The 15,372-nt window shown below is 57.6% G+C and carries 11 protein-coding genes; 4 read left to right on the top strand and 7 right to left on the bottom strand.

Annotated elements, in window-relative coordinates:
- Positions 1 to 89: 89 nt before the first annotated feature.
- On the top strand, positions 90 to 1,598 hold the full coding sequence (gene glpD, locus ACMGGE_RS18290; protein ID WP_045909016.1) for a glycerol-3-phosphate dehydrogenase: 1,509 nt from the start codon (positions 90 to 92) through the stop codon (positions 1,596 to 1,598).
- Positions 1,599 to 1,686: 88 nt separating this feature from the next.
- Here glpD and glgP read toward each other — a convergent pair whose 3' ends face one another.
- The 6 genes from glgP to asd all read right to left on the bottom strand — a co-directional run bounded on the left by glgP (position 1,687) and on the right by asd (position 12,408).
- Positions 1,687 to 4,134, bottom strand: coding sequence for a glycogen phosphorylase (gene glgP / locus ACMGGE_RS18285; protein WP_025910282.1), 2,448 nt, complete (start codon positions 4,132 to 4,134; stop codon positions 1,687 to 1,689).
- A gap of 18 nt (positions 4,135 to 4,152) precedes the next feature.
- The gene (glgA, locus tag ACMGGE_RS18280; protein WP_008503065.1) at positions 4,153 to 5,586 is read right to left on the bottom strand and encodes a glycogen synthase GlgA; all 1,434 of its coding nucleotides are present in this window, start codon (positions 5,584 to 5,586) and stop codon (positions 4,153 to 4,155) included.
- The gene (gene glgC, locus ACMGGE_RS18275; RefSeq protein ID WP_013099110.1) at positions 5,586 to 6,881 is read right to left on the bottom strand and encodes a glucose-1-phosphate adenylyltransferase; all 1,296 of its coding nucleotides are present in this window, start codon (positions 6,879 to 6,881) and stop codon (positions 5,586 to 5,588) included. Before glgC ends, glgA begins: the two co-directional genes overlap by 1 nt.
- A gap of 17 nt (positions 6,882 to 6,898) precedes the next feature.
- Positions 6,899 to 8,872, bottom strand: a complete 1,974-nt coding sequence (gene glgX / locus ACMGGE_RS18270; RefSeq protein ID WP_420294021.1) for a glycogen debranching protein GlgX — start codon at positions 8,870 to 8,872, stop codon at positions 6,899 to 6,901.
- On the bottom strand, positions 8,869 to 11,055 hold the full coding sequence (gene glgB / locus ACMGGE_RS18265) for a 1,4-alpha-glucan branching enzyme (protein ID WP_045416955.1): 2,187 nt from the start codon (positions 11,053 to 11,055) through the stop codon (positions 8,869 to 8,871). Before glgB ends, glgX begins: the two co-directional genes overlap by 4 nt.
- 249 nt (positions 11,056 to 11,304) lie before the next feature.
- Positions 11,305 to 12,408, bottom strand: a complete 1,104-nt coding sequence (asd, locus tag ACMGGE_RS18260; RefSeq protein WP_024908885.1) for an aspartate-semialdehyde dehydrogenase — start codon at positions 12,406 to 12,408, stop codon at positions 11,305 to 11,307.
- Positions 12,409 to 12,585: 177 nt separating this feature from the next.
- Between asd and yhgN the strand changes: the two genes are divergently transcribed.
- The gene (gene yhgN, locus ACMGGE_RS18255; protein WP_003861574.1) at positions 12,586 to 13,179 is read left to right on the top strand and encodes an NAAT family transporter YhgN; all 594 of its coding nucleotides are present in this window, start codon (positions 12,586 to 12,588) and stop codon (positions 13,177 to 13,179) included.
- Positions 13,180 to 13,664: 485 nt separating this feature from the next.
- Here yhgN and tusA read toward each other — a convergent pair whose 3' ends face one another.
- Positions 13,665 to 13,907 (bottom strand): sulfurtransferase TusA, encoded by a 243-nt coding sequence (tusA, locus tag ACMGGE_RS18250; protein ID WP_008503071.1) that lies wholly within the window; start codon positions 13,905 to 13,907, stop codon positions 13,665 to 13,667.
- Positions 13,908 to 14,074: 167 nt separating this feature from the next.
- Here tusA and ACMGGE_RS18245 point away from each other — a divergent pair, with 167 nt between their 5' ends.
- Together ACMGGE_RS18245 and ACMGGE_RS18240 are read left to right on the top strand one after the other, a co-directional pair.
- Entirely contained in the window at positions 14,075 to 14,740 is a 666-nt protein-coding gene (locus tag ACMGGE_RS18245; RefSeq protein WP_008503072.1) for a 7-cyano-7-deazaguanine/7-aminomethyl-7-deazaguanine transporter, read from the top strand.
- A gap of 72 nt (positions 14,741 to 14,812) precedes the next feature.
- Positions 14,813 to 15,370, top strand: coding sequence for a DcrB family lipoprotein (locus tag ACMGGE_RS18240; RefSeq protein ID WP_008503073.1), 558 nt, complete (start codon positions 14,813 to 14,815; stop codon positions 15,368 to 15,370).
- Positions 15,371 to 15,372 lie beyond the last annotated feature (2 nt).

Genomic DNA, 15,372 nt, shown 5'->3' with positions numbered 1-15,372 from the left:
TTTTTTTGATGTTACCAAAAGCGCGTTCCTTTGCTATTATGAGCGATATCGAACATTTCTGAGCTTTAACGAAAGTGCATGAGGGTGTTATGGAAACCAAAGATCTGATTGTGATAGGCGGTGGCATCAACGGTGCCGGTATTGCGGTCGATGCCGCAGGACGCGGTTTATCCGTACTGATGCTGGAAGCTAACGATCTCGCCTGCGCGACGTCGTCCGCCAGCTCCAAACTGATTCACGGTGGCCTGCGCTACCTGGAACACTACGAATTCCGCCTGGTCAGTGAAGCGCTGGCCGAACGTGAAGTGCTGCTGAAAATGGCCCCGCATCTGGCGATTCCGATGCGCTTCCGCCTGCCCCATCGCCCACATCTGCGTCCGGCGTGGATGATCCGAATTGGTCTGTTTATGTACGATCATCTGGGTAAACGCACCAGCCTCCCGGGTTCGAAAGGTTTGCGTTTTGGCTCAGAATCGGTCCTTAAGCCTGAAATCGTGCGCGGATTCGAATATTCCGACTGCTGGGTGGACGATGCCCGCCTGGTGCTGGCGAACGCGCAGATGGTTGAGAAGAAAGGCGGCGAGGTGAAAACCCGCACTCGCGCGACTTCTGCCCGCCGTGAAAACGGACTGTGGATTGTCGAGGCGGAAGATATCGATACCGGCGAGAAATTCAGCTGGAAAGCGCGCGGCCTGGTGAACGCCACCGGCCCGTGGGTGAAACAGTTCTTTGACGAGGGCATGCATCTGCCTTCCCCGTACGGCATCCGCCTGATCAAAGGCAGCCACATTGTGGTGCCGCGCGTGCATACCCAGAAGCAGGCGTACATTCTGCAGAACGAAGACAAGCGCATCGTGTTTGTGATCCCGTGGATGGACGAATTCTCGATCATCGGCACCACCGACGTGGAGTACAAAGGCGATCCGAAGAACGTTGAGATCGACGAGAGCGAAGTCAACTACCTGCTTAAAGTGTATAACGCGCACTTTAAGAAACAGCTGTCGCGCGACGACGTGGTCTGGACTTACTCCGGCGTGCGTCCGCTGTGCGATGACGAATCTGATTCACCGCAGGCCATCACCCGCGACTATACGCTCGATATTCACGACGTTGACGGTCAGGCGCCGCTGCTGTCCGTGTTTGGCGGCAAGCTCACCACCTACCGCAAGCTGGCCGAGCACGCGCTGGAAAAACTGGCGCCGTACTACAAAGGCATTGGCCCGGCATGGACCAAGGGCGCGGTACTGCCCGGCGGTGATATCGGCGATAACCGCGATGATTACGCCGCGAAGCTGCGCCGTCGCTTCCCGTTCATCACCGAAGGGATGGCGCGCCACTATGCCCGCACCTACGGCAGCAATACCGAGCTGTTCCTGGGCGATGCGAAGGACATTACGGATCTGGGCGAACATTTCGGCCACGAGCTGTACGAAGCCGAGCTGCGTTATCTGGTTGAGCACGAGTGGGTGCGTCGTCTGGACGATGCTATCTGGCGCCGTACCAAAGAAGGGATGTGGCTCAACGCCGAACAGCAGTCTCGCGTGGCGCAGTGGTTACTGCAACATGCGGGAAAGCGTGAGCTGTCGCTGGCGTCCTGATGTGAAAAAATGCCCGGTGGCGCTACGCTTACCGGGCCTACGGGATCAACCAGGCCGGGTAAGGCGAAGCCGCCACCCGGCTTTGTTTTTACAACCTCACCGGATCAATATGCCAGATCGTCTCGGCATACTCCTTGATGGTCCTGTCTGACGAGAAATAGCCCATATTGGCGATGTTGTACATCGCGGCGCTGGTCCACTTCTCCGGCTGGCGATACAGCTCGTCCACCTTGTCCTGACAGTCCACGTAGCTGCGGTAATCCGCCAGCACCTGGTAGTGATCGCCAAAGTTAATCAGCGAATCCACCAGATCGCGGTAGCGGCTCGGTTCATCAGGGCTAAACACGCCGGTCGCGATCTGCGTCAGCACCTGACGCAACTCTTCATCCTCTTCGTAATATTGACGCGGCGAGTAGCCTTTCCTGCGCAGCGCCTCCACCTCTTCCGTCGTATTACCGAAGATAAAGATATTGTCTTCGCCCACGTGCTCCAGCATCTCGACGTTCGCCCCGTCCAGCGTGCCGATGGTCAGCGCGCCGTTGAGGGCAAACTTCATGTTACTGGTGCCGGATGCCTCCGTCCCCGCCGTGGAAATCTGTTCAGAGAGATCCGCCGCCGGGATGATCAGCTGCGCCAGGCTGACGCTGTAGTTCGGAATGAACACCACCTTCAGCTTGTCGCCAATATCCGGATCCTGGTTAACTACCTTCGCCACGTCGTTGATGAGATGAATAATGTGCTTCGCCATGTAGTAGGCCGACGCCGCCTTACCGGCGAAGATCTTCACGCGCGGCACCCATTCGGCCGTAGGATCGGCCTTGATGCGGTTGTAATGGGTGATCACGTGCAGCACGTTCATCAGCTGACGCTTGTATTCATGGATGCGTTTGATCTGAACGTCGAACAGCGCTTTCGGGTTTGCCACCACGTTGAGGTGCATCGCCAGCCAGACCGCCAGACGTTTTTTGTTCAGCAGCTTGGCTTCGCGCACGGCTTTGTTCACCGTCGGGAAATCAATATGCTGTTCCAGCTCGCTCAGTTGGCTCAAATCGGTACGCCAGGTGCGGCCAATATTCTCGTCCAGTACCTCAGAGAGCGGCTGGTTGGCCAGCGCCAGCCAGCGGCGCGGGGTGACGCCGTTGGTCACGTTGCAGAACCGCGTCGGGAAGATCTTCGCGAAATCCGCAAACAGCGACTGCACCATCAGGTTCGAGTGGAGCTCGGACACGCCGTTGACCTTGTGGCTGATGACAACCGCCAGCCAGGCCATGCGCACGCGACGACCGTTCGACTCATCAATGATGGACGCGCGGCTCAGCAGGCCGGTGTCGTTCGGATACTGCTCCTGCAACGTCTTGAGGAAGTAGTCGTTAATCTCAAAGATAATCTGCAGATGACGCGGCAGGATTTTGCCGAGCATGTCCACCGGCCACGTCTCCAGCGCTTCGCTCATCAGCGTGTGGTTGGTGTAGGAGAACACCTGACAGGTCACCTCAAAGGCGTCATCCCAGCTGAACTTATGCTCGTCGATCAGCAGGCGCATCAGTTCCGGAATAGAGAGCACCGGGTGGGTGTCATTAAGGTGGATCGCGGTTTTCTCCGCCAGGTTGGCGTAGGTTTTGTGCAGCTGATGGTGGCGGCTAAGGATGTCCTGAATGGTCGCCGAAACGAGGAAGTACTCCTGACGCAGGCGCAGCTCGCGGCCCGAGTAGGTCGAGTCATCCGGGTACAGCACGCGGGACACGTTCTCGGAGTGGTTTTTATCCTCCACCGCCGCGAAGTAGTCACCCTGGTTAAATTTCCCGAGGTTAATTTCGCTACTGGCCTGGGCACTCCACAGGCGCAGCGTGTTGGTGGCGTCAGTGTCGTAGCCGGGGATAATCTGGTCGTAGGCCACGGCCAGGATCTCTTCCGTTTCCACCCAGCGGGATTTTTTCCCTTCCTGCTGAATACGTCCGCCAAACCGCACCTTGTAGCGCGTGTTGTGGCGCTTAAACTCCCACGGGTTGCCGTACTCCAGCCAGTAGTCCGGGGACTCTTTCTGACGCCCGTCGACGATGTTCTGTTTGAACATGCCGTAATCGTAGCGAATACCGTAGCCGCGGCCCGGCAGCGCCAGCGTCGCCAGCGAATCAAGGAAGCAGGCGGCGAGACGTCCCAGACCGCCGTTACCGAGGCCCGGGTCGTTCTCTTCATCGATCAGTTCTTCTAAATCTAACCCCATCTCTTCCAGTGCGGTTTTGACGTCGTCATAAATACCGAGCGACAACAGCGCATTGGACAGCGTGCGGCCAATCAAAAATTCCATCGACAGGTAGTAAACCTGACGCGTCTCCTGCGAGAGCTGGGCGCGGTTTGAGCGCAGCCAGCGTTCAACTAAGCGGTCACGCACGGCAAACAGGGTGGCGTTCAGCCACTCGTGCTTGTTGGCAATAACCGGATCTTTCCCGATGGTGAACATCAGCTTGTAGGCGATGGAGTGCTTTAACGCCTCAACGCTGAGCGTGGGTGAAGAGTAGCTAAATGGAGCGTTCATATCAGTAACTTCGCCTCGTTACATCAAGCGTTGATAGAGATCGCGGTATGACTGCGCCGCGACATGCCAGCTAAAGTCCATGGACATCGCCTGACGTTGTACGTAACGCCACAGCGATGGACGGGACCACAAGACGAAAGCACGCCGAATCGCCCGAAGCAGCGACCAGGCATTACTGTCCTCAAAGACAAATCCGCTGGCGATACCGTCCGCCAGGTTTTCCAGAGAGCTGTCGGATACGGTATCCGCCAGCCCGCCCGTGCGGCGTACCAGCGGCAGGGTGCCGTATTTCAGGCCGTACAGCTGCGTCAGGCCGCAGGGTTCGAAACGGCTTGGCACCAGAATGACGTCCGCGCCGCCCATAATGCGGTGCGAGAACGCTTCGTGGTAGCCAATCTGCACGCCCACCTGCCCCGGGTGTTCCGCGGCGGCGGCAAGGAAACCTTCCTGCAGCACCGGGTCGCCCGCGCCGAGCAGCGCCAGCTGTCCGCCCTGCTCCAGTAAACCGGGCAGCGCCTCCAGCACCAGATCCAGCCCTTTCTGGCTGGTCAGGCGGCTCACGACGGCGAACAGCGGCACTTTGTCGTTCACCTTCAGGCCCATCGCAATCTGCAGCTGGCGTTTGTTCTCCGCTTTGTCTTCCACGGAATCACGACCGTAGCGCGCCGCCAGCAGGAGATCGGTTTCCGGGCTCCAGATCTGTTCATCCACGCCGTTCAGGATGCCCGACAGGCGGCCTTCGCGATGGCGCTGCTGCAGCAACCCTTCCATGCCGTAGCCAAACGCCGGCTGGGTGATCTCACGCGCGTAGGTTGGGCTCACCGCCGTGATGTGATCGGCGTAGTACAGCCCCGCCTTCAGGAACGAGATCTGCCCGTTAAACTCCAGACCGTGCATGTTAAAGAACGACCATGGCAGATCGATGTCATTCATGTGATGGGCGTAGTACATCCCCTGATACGCCAGGTTATGCACGGTAAAGACCGATTTCGCCGGGTGGCCGCGCGCGGCGAGATACGCCGGGGCAAGCCCGGCGTGCCAGTCGTGTGCATGCACCACATCCGGCCGCCAGAACGGATCCAGCCCCGTCGCCATTTCGGCACCGACCCAGCCGAGCAGCGCAAAGCGCAGCACGTTGTCGGTGTAGGCGAACAGGTTCGTATCATGATACGGGCTGCCCGGGCGATCGTATAAATGCGGCGCGTCGATCAGGTAAATCCCTACGCCATTGTAATGTCCAAACAGCAGGGTAATGCGTCCGGCAAACGTTTCACGGCGGGTCACCACTTTCGCATCGGGTATACCGCGCCGGATATCCGGAAAGGCGGGCAGCAGGACTCGGGTATCCACGCCTCCGGCGATTTGCGCCGCCGGTAATGCGCCAAGCACATCTGCCAGTCCGCCCGTTTTTAATAACGGGAACATCTCAGAACATACGTGTAAAACCTGCATCATCGCTCCTGTTTGATCTGCAGCTTCCGCAACATTTCCCGTGTGACTAACACGATCCCCTCTTCCGAACGGTAGAAACGACGCGCGTCTTCTTCCGCATTCTCCCCAATAACCATCCCTTCAGGGATGACGCAGGCACGGTCGATCACGCAACGACGCAGACGACACGAGCGCCCTACCCAGACATCCGGCAACAAGACTGCCGAATCGATATTACAGAATGAATTTATCCGCACACGCGGGAACAGCACCGACTGCACCACCACCGAACCGGAGATAATGCACCCGCCGGACACCAGCGAGTTCAGCGTCATACCGTGGCTGCCGGAGCGGTCCTGGACGAACTTGGCCGGCGGCAGCGACTCCATATGGGTACGAATCGGCCAGTTCTGGTCGTACATATCCAGTTCTGGCGTGACCGATGCCAGATCGAGGTTCGCTTTCCAGTACGCTTCCAGCGTGCCCACATCGCGCCAGTAGGGTTCCGCATTCGGGTCGGACTGCACGCAGGACAGCGGGAAAGGATGTGCATACGCCATGCCAGCTTTCGTGATTTTCGGAATGATGTCTTTACCGAAGTCATGGCTGGAGTGTTCGTCTTTGTCGTCTTCTTCCAGCAGCTCATAAAGATAATCTGCGTCAAAGACATAGATCCCCATGCTGGCGAGTGATTTGGTGTCATCGCCCGGCATGGTTGGCGGGTTCGCCGGTTTTTCAACGAAGTCGATAATTTTGTCGTCCGCATCCACGTGCATGACGCCAAACGCCGTCGCTTCAGCAACGGGCACAGGCAGACACGCCACGGTGCAGCGCGCCCCTTTTTCGACGTGGTCGATCAGCATGTGGGAGTAATCTTGCTTGTAGATGTGATCCCCGGCGAGGATCACGATGTATTCCGCGTTGTAGCGACGAATGATGTCGAGGTTCTGGGTCACCGCATCCGCTGTCCCGCGATACCAGTTTTCGCCGTGGACGCGTTGCTGCGCAGGAAGGAGATCGACAAACTCGTTCATCTCTTCGCTGAAGAATGACCAGCCGCGCTGGATATGCTGAACCAGCGTGTGCGACTGATACTGCGTAATAACGCCGATGCGGCGAATGCCCGAGTTCAGGCAGTTGGAGAGCGCAAAGTCGATGATACGGAACTTACCACCAAAGTGAACAGCCGGTTTGGCGCGCTTGATGGTCAAATCTTTCAGACGGGTACCACGCCCGCCCGCAAGTATCAGGGCAACCGTTTTTAATGGTAGCTGGCGTGCCAACATTAAGGGATCGTTCTTCTCTAATCTAACCATGACTAACTCCTTTTTTATCATCTTTGGAATACGCACACTCCGTGCGCAGGCCCGTGCCAGACAGCCATTACTACCGGATTATCCGCTCCGGCAAAGGGAGGAACGGCGCGCCATTCCCCTTCAGGTAAAACAATCTCTGCGACGTCATCCGTCGCGTTCAGCGTGACCAGCCATTTATCCGACAGCAGGATTTGCAGGCGTGGTACGCCGTGTTGCCACTCTTGCGCGCTTAACGGTTGCGCGTCTTTATTCAGCCAGCGAACGTTGCCGTCACCCTCTTCCCACCAGCTGTTGGCGGTCAGCGCGGGGATCTGCTGGCGAAGATGGATCAGCGCAGCGGTAAAATGAATCAGCCCGCTGTTGGCTTCCCCCCAGTCGAGCCAGGTTAAGGTGTTGTCCTGGCAATAGGCGTTGTTGTTACCGTGCTGGCTATGACCATGCTCGTCACCTGCCAGCAGCATCGGCGTGCCCTGCGACAGTAAAAGCGTTGTCAGCAGCGCATGAACGCTGGCGCGTCGCCGCTCTATCACATCCAGACTTCCGCCTAACCCTTCTATACCATGATTGAAGCTATGGTTATTGTTAGTGCCATCGCGATTCTCTTCGCCGTTCGCCTCATTGTGTTTCTGATTGAAACAAACGCAGTCCCTGAGCGTAAAACCGTCGTGCGCCGTCAACAGATTGACGGTGGCCGACGGGCGTTTGCCGTCGCGCTTAAAGAGATCGCTCGACGCGGCAAAGCGCCCGGCAAATTCCCCCAGCGACAGGTTCCGCTCCAGCCAGAAGCGGCGCACGGCGTCGCGGTAGTGGTCGTTCCACTCGGCAAACAGCGGCGGGAAATTCCCGACCTGATAACCGCCTTCACCGATGTCCCACGGCTCGGCAATGAGCTTCACCTGCGAGAGCACCGGGCAGTTTTTTATCGCCTCAAACAGCGGCGCCTGCTGGCTGAACGCTGGCGTGCGCCCCATCACCGGCGCCAGGTCGAAACGAAAACCGTCGACGTGGTACGTCTCTACCCAGTATTTCAGGCATTCATACGCAAAATGCGTGACCGCCGGATGGCTGAGATTGAGCGTGTTGCCGCAGCCGGTCCAGTTCTCGTAATCGCCATCCTGCCTGATCCAATAATAGCTACGGTTATCAATTCCGCGCATGGAGAGCGTCGGGCCATCGAGATCGCTTTCGGCGCTGTGGTTCAGTACCACGTCCAGGATGACCTCAATGCCCGCCGCGTGGAGCGCCTTCACCGCATCTCGGAACTCGTCCCGCGCCTTTTCCGGATGGACGGCATAGCGCGGTTCGAGCGCGAACATCGCCAGCGGGTTGTAGCCCCAGTAGTTGCTCAGCCCCAGCCGCTGCAGGCGCGGCTCGCTGGCAAAATGGGCAACGGGGAGCAGTTCCAGAGCGGTGATGCCGAGGTGTTTCAGGTAGGCGATCATAGTGGGATGCCCGAGCGCCTTGTAGGTGCCGCGCATCTCTTTGGGGATCGACGGATGCAGGTACGTCAGCCCTTTGACGTGGGCTTCATAAATGACGGTCTTGCCCCACGGCGTCTGCGGCGGGGCATCGTCTTCCCAGTCATAAAGATCGTTCACCACCACGCTTTTTGGCGCGACGGGCGCGCTGTCGCGGTGGTCAGGCTCGCCGTAGCCCACGTGGAAGAGCGGGTCATCTTTAAATTCGCCGTCCACGCGGTGCGCGCACGGGTCAATCAACAGCTTCGCCGGGTTAAACCAGTGACCCTGCGCGGGATCCCACGGACCGTGAACGCGAAAGCCGTAGTGCATGCCGGGCCGCCCGCCGGCCAGGTAGCCGTGCCAGGTATCCCCCGTGCGCGCGGGTAAATCGTAACGGTGCTCGTTACCTTCCCCGTCAAACACGCACAGTTCTACCCGCTCAGCGTGAGCGGAAAAGAGGGTGAAGTTCACCCCTTTTCCGTCAAAACGCGCCCCGAGCGGTTCGGGTTTACCTGCCGTAAGCTGCGTCATTCGCCCTCCCGCATCAGCCAGATGGTGCCAAGCGGCGGCAACGTCAGGCTCAGGGAGTTGGGTCGCCCGTGGCTTTCAATGGCGTCGCTCTGTACCAGCCCACCGTTACCGGCGTTGCTGCCGTGGTAGTGCATTGAGTCGGTATTCAGAATTTCACGCCATTTGCCCGGCTGGTTAATGCCGAAGCGGTAGTGTTCACGCGGCACCGGGGTGAAGTTGCTGGCGACGATGATCTCGTTACCCGCCTTGTCACGACGCACAAAGACAAACACCGAGCGCTCATGGTCGTCCACCACCAGCCATTCAAAGCCGTACGGATCGAAGTCGAGCTCGTGCAGCGCTTTGTGGTGGCGATAGGTCAGGTTCAGATCGCGTACCAGACGCTGCACCCCGTGGTGCCAGTTGTCGCCGCCTTCCAGCAGATGCCAGTCGAGGCTGGCGTCGTGGTTCCACTCGCGCCCCTGGGCGAACTCATTGCCCATGAACAGCAGTTTCTTGCCCGGGAAGGCAAACATCCAGCCGTAATAGGCGCGCAGGTTGGCAAACTTCTGCCACGCGTCGCCCGGCATGCGGTCGAGAATTGATTTTTTACCGTGTACCACCTCATCGTGCGACAGCGGCAGCATGAAGTTTTCGGTGTAGTTGTAGAGCATCCCGAACGTCAGCTTATCGTGATGATACTTACGGTGAACCGGATCCAGCTTCATGTAATCGAGCGTGTCGTGCATCCAGCCCAGGTTCCACTTATACCAGAACCCCAGGCCGCCCAATGACGGCGGACGGGAGACGCCCGCAAAGTCGGTGGACTCTTCCGCCATGGTCACGGCACCGTCCACCTGCTCGCCGATAATGCGGTTGGTATTACGCAGGAATTCAATCGCTTCCAGGTTTTCGCGGCCGCCAAACTCGTTCGGGATCCACTCCCCCTCTTTGCGGCTGTAGTCGCGGTAGATCATCGACGCCACCGCATCCACGCGCAGGGCATCGATGCCAAACCGCTCGATCCAGTACAGGGCATTCCCGACCAGGTAGTTTGAGACCTCACGGCGACCGTAGTTGTAGATCAGCGTGTTCCAGTCCTGGTGATAGCCTTCGCGCGGATCGCTGTGCTCGTACAGCTTCGTGCCGTCAAACTCTGCCAGCGCGAAATCATCCGCCGGGAAATGACCCGGCACCCAGTCGAGGATCACATTCAGCCCGGCGGCGTGCGCGGCATCAATGAAATAGCGGAAGTCGTCGCGGGTGCCGAATCGGCGGGTCGGCGCATACAGCCCGGTGGGCTGATAGCCCCAGCTCCCGTCGAACGGGTGCTCGTTGACCGGCAGCAGCTCCAGGTGGGTAAAGCCCATCCATTTGGCGTACGGGACCAGCTGGTCGGCAAGCTCCCGGTAGCTGAGCCAGAAGTTGTTATCGGTGTGGCGACGCCAGGAGCCGAGATGGACTTCATAGACGGAGATCGGCGCATCAAAGCGGTTAGCCTGTTTACGCTCCTCCGTCTGAACGACCTTCTCCGGCAGGCCGCAAATCAGCGATGCGGTATCCGGGCGCATCTGCGCTTCGAAGGCATACGGGTCGGCTTTAATGCGCAGCTTGCCGTGGGCGTCAATCATCTCGAATTTATAAAGCTGCCCGTGGTGCGCCCCGGGGATAAACAGCTCCCAGATGCCGGTTTCCCGACGCAGGCGCATCGGGTGGCGGCGGCCATCCCAGTAGTTGAACTGTCCGACAACGGAGACACGCTGGGCATTGGGCGCCCACACGGAGAACCGCGTGCCGGTAATGCCGTCCATGGTATCGGCATGGGCACCCAGCGTTTCATAAGGGCGAAGATGCGTCCCTTCGGAGAGCAGCCAGGCATCCATCTCTTTAAGCAGAGGACCAAAGCTGTAGGGATCGTCAATCAGGTTTTGCTGACCGTGCCAGAGAACGGCGAGCTGATAGCGAAAAGGATTTTTACGACGGGGCATCACGCCCGAGAAGAAGCCACGGGAATCGAGGCATTCAAGGTTACCGACCTTGCGGCCGGTTTTGGGTTCAATCACCCAGACTTCTGTGGCATCCGGTAACAGTGCCCGAACTTCCAGACCGGCCTCAGTACGGTGCATCCCAAGCACAGAAAAGGGGTCAGCGAAATGACCCGCAATAAGCGCATTAATCACGTCTCTATCCACACGATCGGACATGGTATTCATCCTGTTTTTTATGTCGTCCTTTTTAAGCGCTCCGGGACGACTTTTAATGTGACCTGAACGGGACAGCACAAAAATGTGCATCCATTCTGCTCCGCTCGAACCTCAGGTAAGAAATGACTCTTCCTTAAAGCATAGCCAACGCTCTAGATGACTCCTGATAAAAAATAAGACATACGCGTGTTACTCCATGTAGTACGCAAAAAAAAGGGGTGAAAATCACCCCTGGTATTTAACAAATTATTACGCCAGCTGGCGCAGCATGCGGCGCAGCGGTTCGGCGGCGCCCCACAGGAGCTGGTCACCGACGGTGAACGCGGAGAGATACTCCGGCCCCATGTTCAGCTTACGCAGACGGCCAACCGGCGTGGTCAACGTGCCGGTTACCGCTGCCGGGGTCAGCTCGCGCATAGTGATATCGCGATCGTTTGGTACCACTTTCGCCCACGGGTTGTGCGCGGCCAGCAGCTCTTCCACGGTCGGAATAGACACATCTTTTTTCAGTTTAATGGTGAAGGCCTGGCTGTGGCAGCGCAGTGCGCCGATACGTACGCAAAGACCGTCAACCGGAATGGTGTTCGCGGTATTGAGGATTTTGTTGGTCTCAGCCTGGCCTTTCCACTCTTCGCGGGTCTGGCCGTTATCCAGCTGCTTGTCGATCCACGGGATCAGGCCACCGGCCAGCGGTACGCCAAAGTTATCCACCGGCAGTTCGCCGCTGCGGGTCAGTTGGGTCACTTTACGCTCGATATCCAGAATAGCGGATGCCGGGTTTGCCAGCTCGGTCGCAACGCTCTGATGCAGTTGGCCCATCTGGGTCAGCAGCTCGCGCATGTGACGCGCACCGCCGCCGGACGCCGCCTGGTAGGTCGCCACGGAGACCCACTCCACCAGATCCTGCGCGAACAGGCCGCCGAGGGACATCAGCATCAGGCTGACGGTGCAGTTACCGCCAACAAAAGTTTTCACGCCGTTGTTCAGGCCATCGGTGATCACGCCCTGGTTAACCGGGTCGAGAATGATGATGGCATCGTCTTTCATGCGCAGCGACGAGGCCGCGTCAATCCAGTAGCCCTGCCAGCCGCTTTCACGCAGCTTTGGATAGATTTCGTTGGTATAATCGCCGCCCTGGCAGGTCACAATAATGTCGAGCGCCTTCAGCGCTTCCAGATCGTAAGCATCCTGCAACGTGCCTGTGGTACCACCAAAGGACGGAGCAGCCTGGCCGAGCTGAGAAGTGGAGAAGAAGACCGGGCGGATAGCGTCGAAATCGCGCTCTTCAACCATGCGTTGCATGAGTACAGAGCCGACCATACCGCGCCAGCCGATAAAACCAACGTTTTTCATAGCATTTTTTTCCTGCTGAGGGTGTGTGCTGATTGTGCAAGCCAGTATTGAACTGGGATATGCTTCACATTACAAAATGCTGCCAAAGTCGCAAGCGAAATTAATCGATGATTGCCCGGCAATCAGAAATACAGCTAATTATCATAATAACCTTAGAGAGTTTCAGGGATAATTTACATGAGTGAAATCATTTCCGCCGCGGTTTTATTGATCCTTATTATGGATCCCCTGGGCAACCTGCCCATCTTCATGTCGGTGCTAAAACACACCGAGCCGAAGCGTCGCCGGGCGATCATGATCCGCGAGCTGCTCATCGCCCTGCTGGTGATGTTTATCTTCCTGTTTGCGGGTGAAAAAATTCTCGCATTCCTGAACCTGCGTGCCGAAACCGTGTCGATTTCCGGCGGGATTATTCTGTTCCTGATTGCCATTAAGATGATTTTCCCGAGCGCGGAAGGCAGCAGCAGCGGCCTGCCTGCGGGTGAAGAGCCATTTATTGTGCCGCTGGCGATCCCCCTCGTCGCGGGCCCGACCATTCTGGCCACGCTGATGCTGCTGTCGCATCAGTATCCGAATCAGATGAGCCATCTGGTGATTGCCCTGCTGATTGCCTGGGGCGGGACGTTCATTATCCTGCTGCAGTCGTCCCTATTCCTGCGCCTGCTGGGCGAAAAAGGGGTAAACGCGCTGGAACGCCTGATGGGGCTGATTCTGGTCATGATGGCAACGCAGATGTTCCTGGACGGGATCCGGGCGTGGATGAAGGGATGACGTTCTCCCTCTCTCTGTGGGCTGAAGGATCCCCAGTCATTTTTTGACCTGAAGCGATGAACGTTTCTTCGGCAAAATTAATGACTTACAGCGACACCCTGGTCCGGCTGTAAATCGCCGAAGCGTTTCCGTAAGGCCGGGGCGAGGCGCAAGGATGCGCCGAGAGGGCGTGGCCTGCAGGGATGCAGGCTCATGCCCGACCCGATAGCCTGAAGGAATAAGCTGAGGGGACCGCGAAGCGGCGATTTACCGCCGGGAGCCCGGGTCGCCAGGGTGGTGGCGATTGAGCCACCCTGGCACGTTCACCGGTCATGTCGTTACAGAGTAGCAAGGAACATAAAGTGAACGGAATGACCTCCACAGCCGTATGTTCCCCCTCACCCCTGCCCTCTCCCTCTAGGGAGAGGGGGTCGTCCGTGCAGGCATTATTTGTGGGGAACCCTCGGCACACAGGGTGAGGGCATCAGGCCGCAGAGGCCGCCTACCTATCCCTTACGAATCAAATACCGATACGGCAGCGCCTCAGTCTGCTGTGCTACCAGCTCATGCTCCATAAAGGTACAAAAACCGGGAATGTCGCGGGTCGTGGCCGGGTCGTCGGCGATGATCAGCAGCGTTTCACCGGTCTGCATGTTGCGCACGGTTTTACGTACCATCATTACCGGTTCCGGGCAGCGAAGGCCCTGGGCATCAAGGGTGTGGTCTGGGCTGGAAAACAGGTCGGTCATGATCTTCTCGGTCAGGTAAAAACGGCTGTAGTTTACGCCCGGTTGCGATCAATGCAAACCAGGTTAACGATTGCGTAAAAACTAACCATTGCAATGTCCTGCCAAAGCAGTATCATGCTGCGGTTTTTATTGGGTTCCCTCACCCCAACGTATAAAAAGGTCACAATATGACGCAGTTTTCTGAATCTCAGCGCGTAAAAGCGTTGTTCTGGCTTTCGCTTTTCCATTTGCTGGTGATCACCTCCAGCAACTATCTGGTGCAGCTCCCTATCTCCATCTTTGGTTTTCATACCACCTGGGGCGCGTTCAGTTTCCCGTTTATTTTCCTCGCCACCGATCTGACCGTGCGTATCTTTGGCGCACCGCTGGCTCGCCGCATTATTTTTGCGGTCATGCTCCCGGCGTTGTTCATCTCGTACGGGGTTTCGTCCCTGTTTTATATGGGAAGCTGGCAGGGTTTTGAGGCGTTAACCCACTTCAACCTGTTTGTCGCCCGTATCGCCGCAGCAAGCTTTATGGCCTACGCGCTGGGGCAGATTCTGGACGTACACGTGTTTAACCGCCTGCGTCAGAATCATCGCTGGTGGATGGCGCCCACCGCCTCCACGCTGTTCGGTAACGTGAGCGATACGCTGGCCTTCTTCTTCATCGCCTTCTGGCGTAGCCCGGATGCGTTTATGGCCGAACACTGGATGGAAATCGCGCTGGTGGACTACTGCTTTAAGGTGCTCATCAGCATTGTCTTCTTCCTGCCCATGTACGGCGTGCTGCTGAATATGCTGCTGAAAAGGCTGGCAGATAAATCTGAAATCACGGCATTGCAGGCAGGTTAAGGGTTCGCTTTATCAGTTGTGATAAGATGAACGAATGAGCCGTTATGGCCGTTTATCGAAAGGAAGAAGTCAATGCGCAATCTGGTTAAATATGTCGGGATTGGCCTGCTGGTTGTGGGTCTTGCAGCCTGTGATAACAGCGACACGAAAACGCCTGCTCAGGGCGCATCCGCAGAAAGCAATGCGACCGGCCAGCCGGTGAATCTGATGGATGGCAAACTCAGCTTCTCTCTGCCAGCCGATATGACTGACCAGAGCGGCAAGCTGGGCACTCAGGCGAACAACATGCACGTTTACTCCGACGCAACCGGGCAGAAAGCGGTCATTGTGATTGTGGGCGACGACACCAGCGAAGATCTGGCCGTCCTGTCCAAACGTCTGGAAGATCAGCAGCGCGGCCGCGACCCGCAACTGCAGGTCGTGACCAATAAATCCATCGAGTTGAAAGGCCATAAGCTGCAGCAGCTGGACAGCATCATCTCTGCGAAAGGCCAGACCGCTTACTCCTCTGTCGTGCTGGGCAAGGTCGATAACAAACTCCTGACCCTGCAGATCACCCTGCCAGCGGAAGATCAGCAGAAAGCGCAGACGGCTGCTGAAAACATCATTAACACCATCGTGATCCAGTAACG

The sequence above is a fragment of the Enterobacter sp. BNK-22 genome (assembly GCF_048684805.1).
In the GTDB taxonomy this organism is placed as follows: Bacteria; Pseudomonadota; Gammaproteobacteria; order Enterobacterales; family Enterobacteriaceae; genus Enterobacter; species Enterobacter quasiroggenkampii.
The sequence above is the reverse complement of the archived record's forward strand: the minus strand, read 5'-3'. Positions and strand labels throughout refer to the sequence as shown.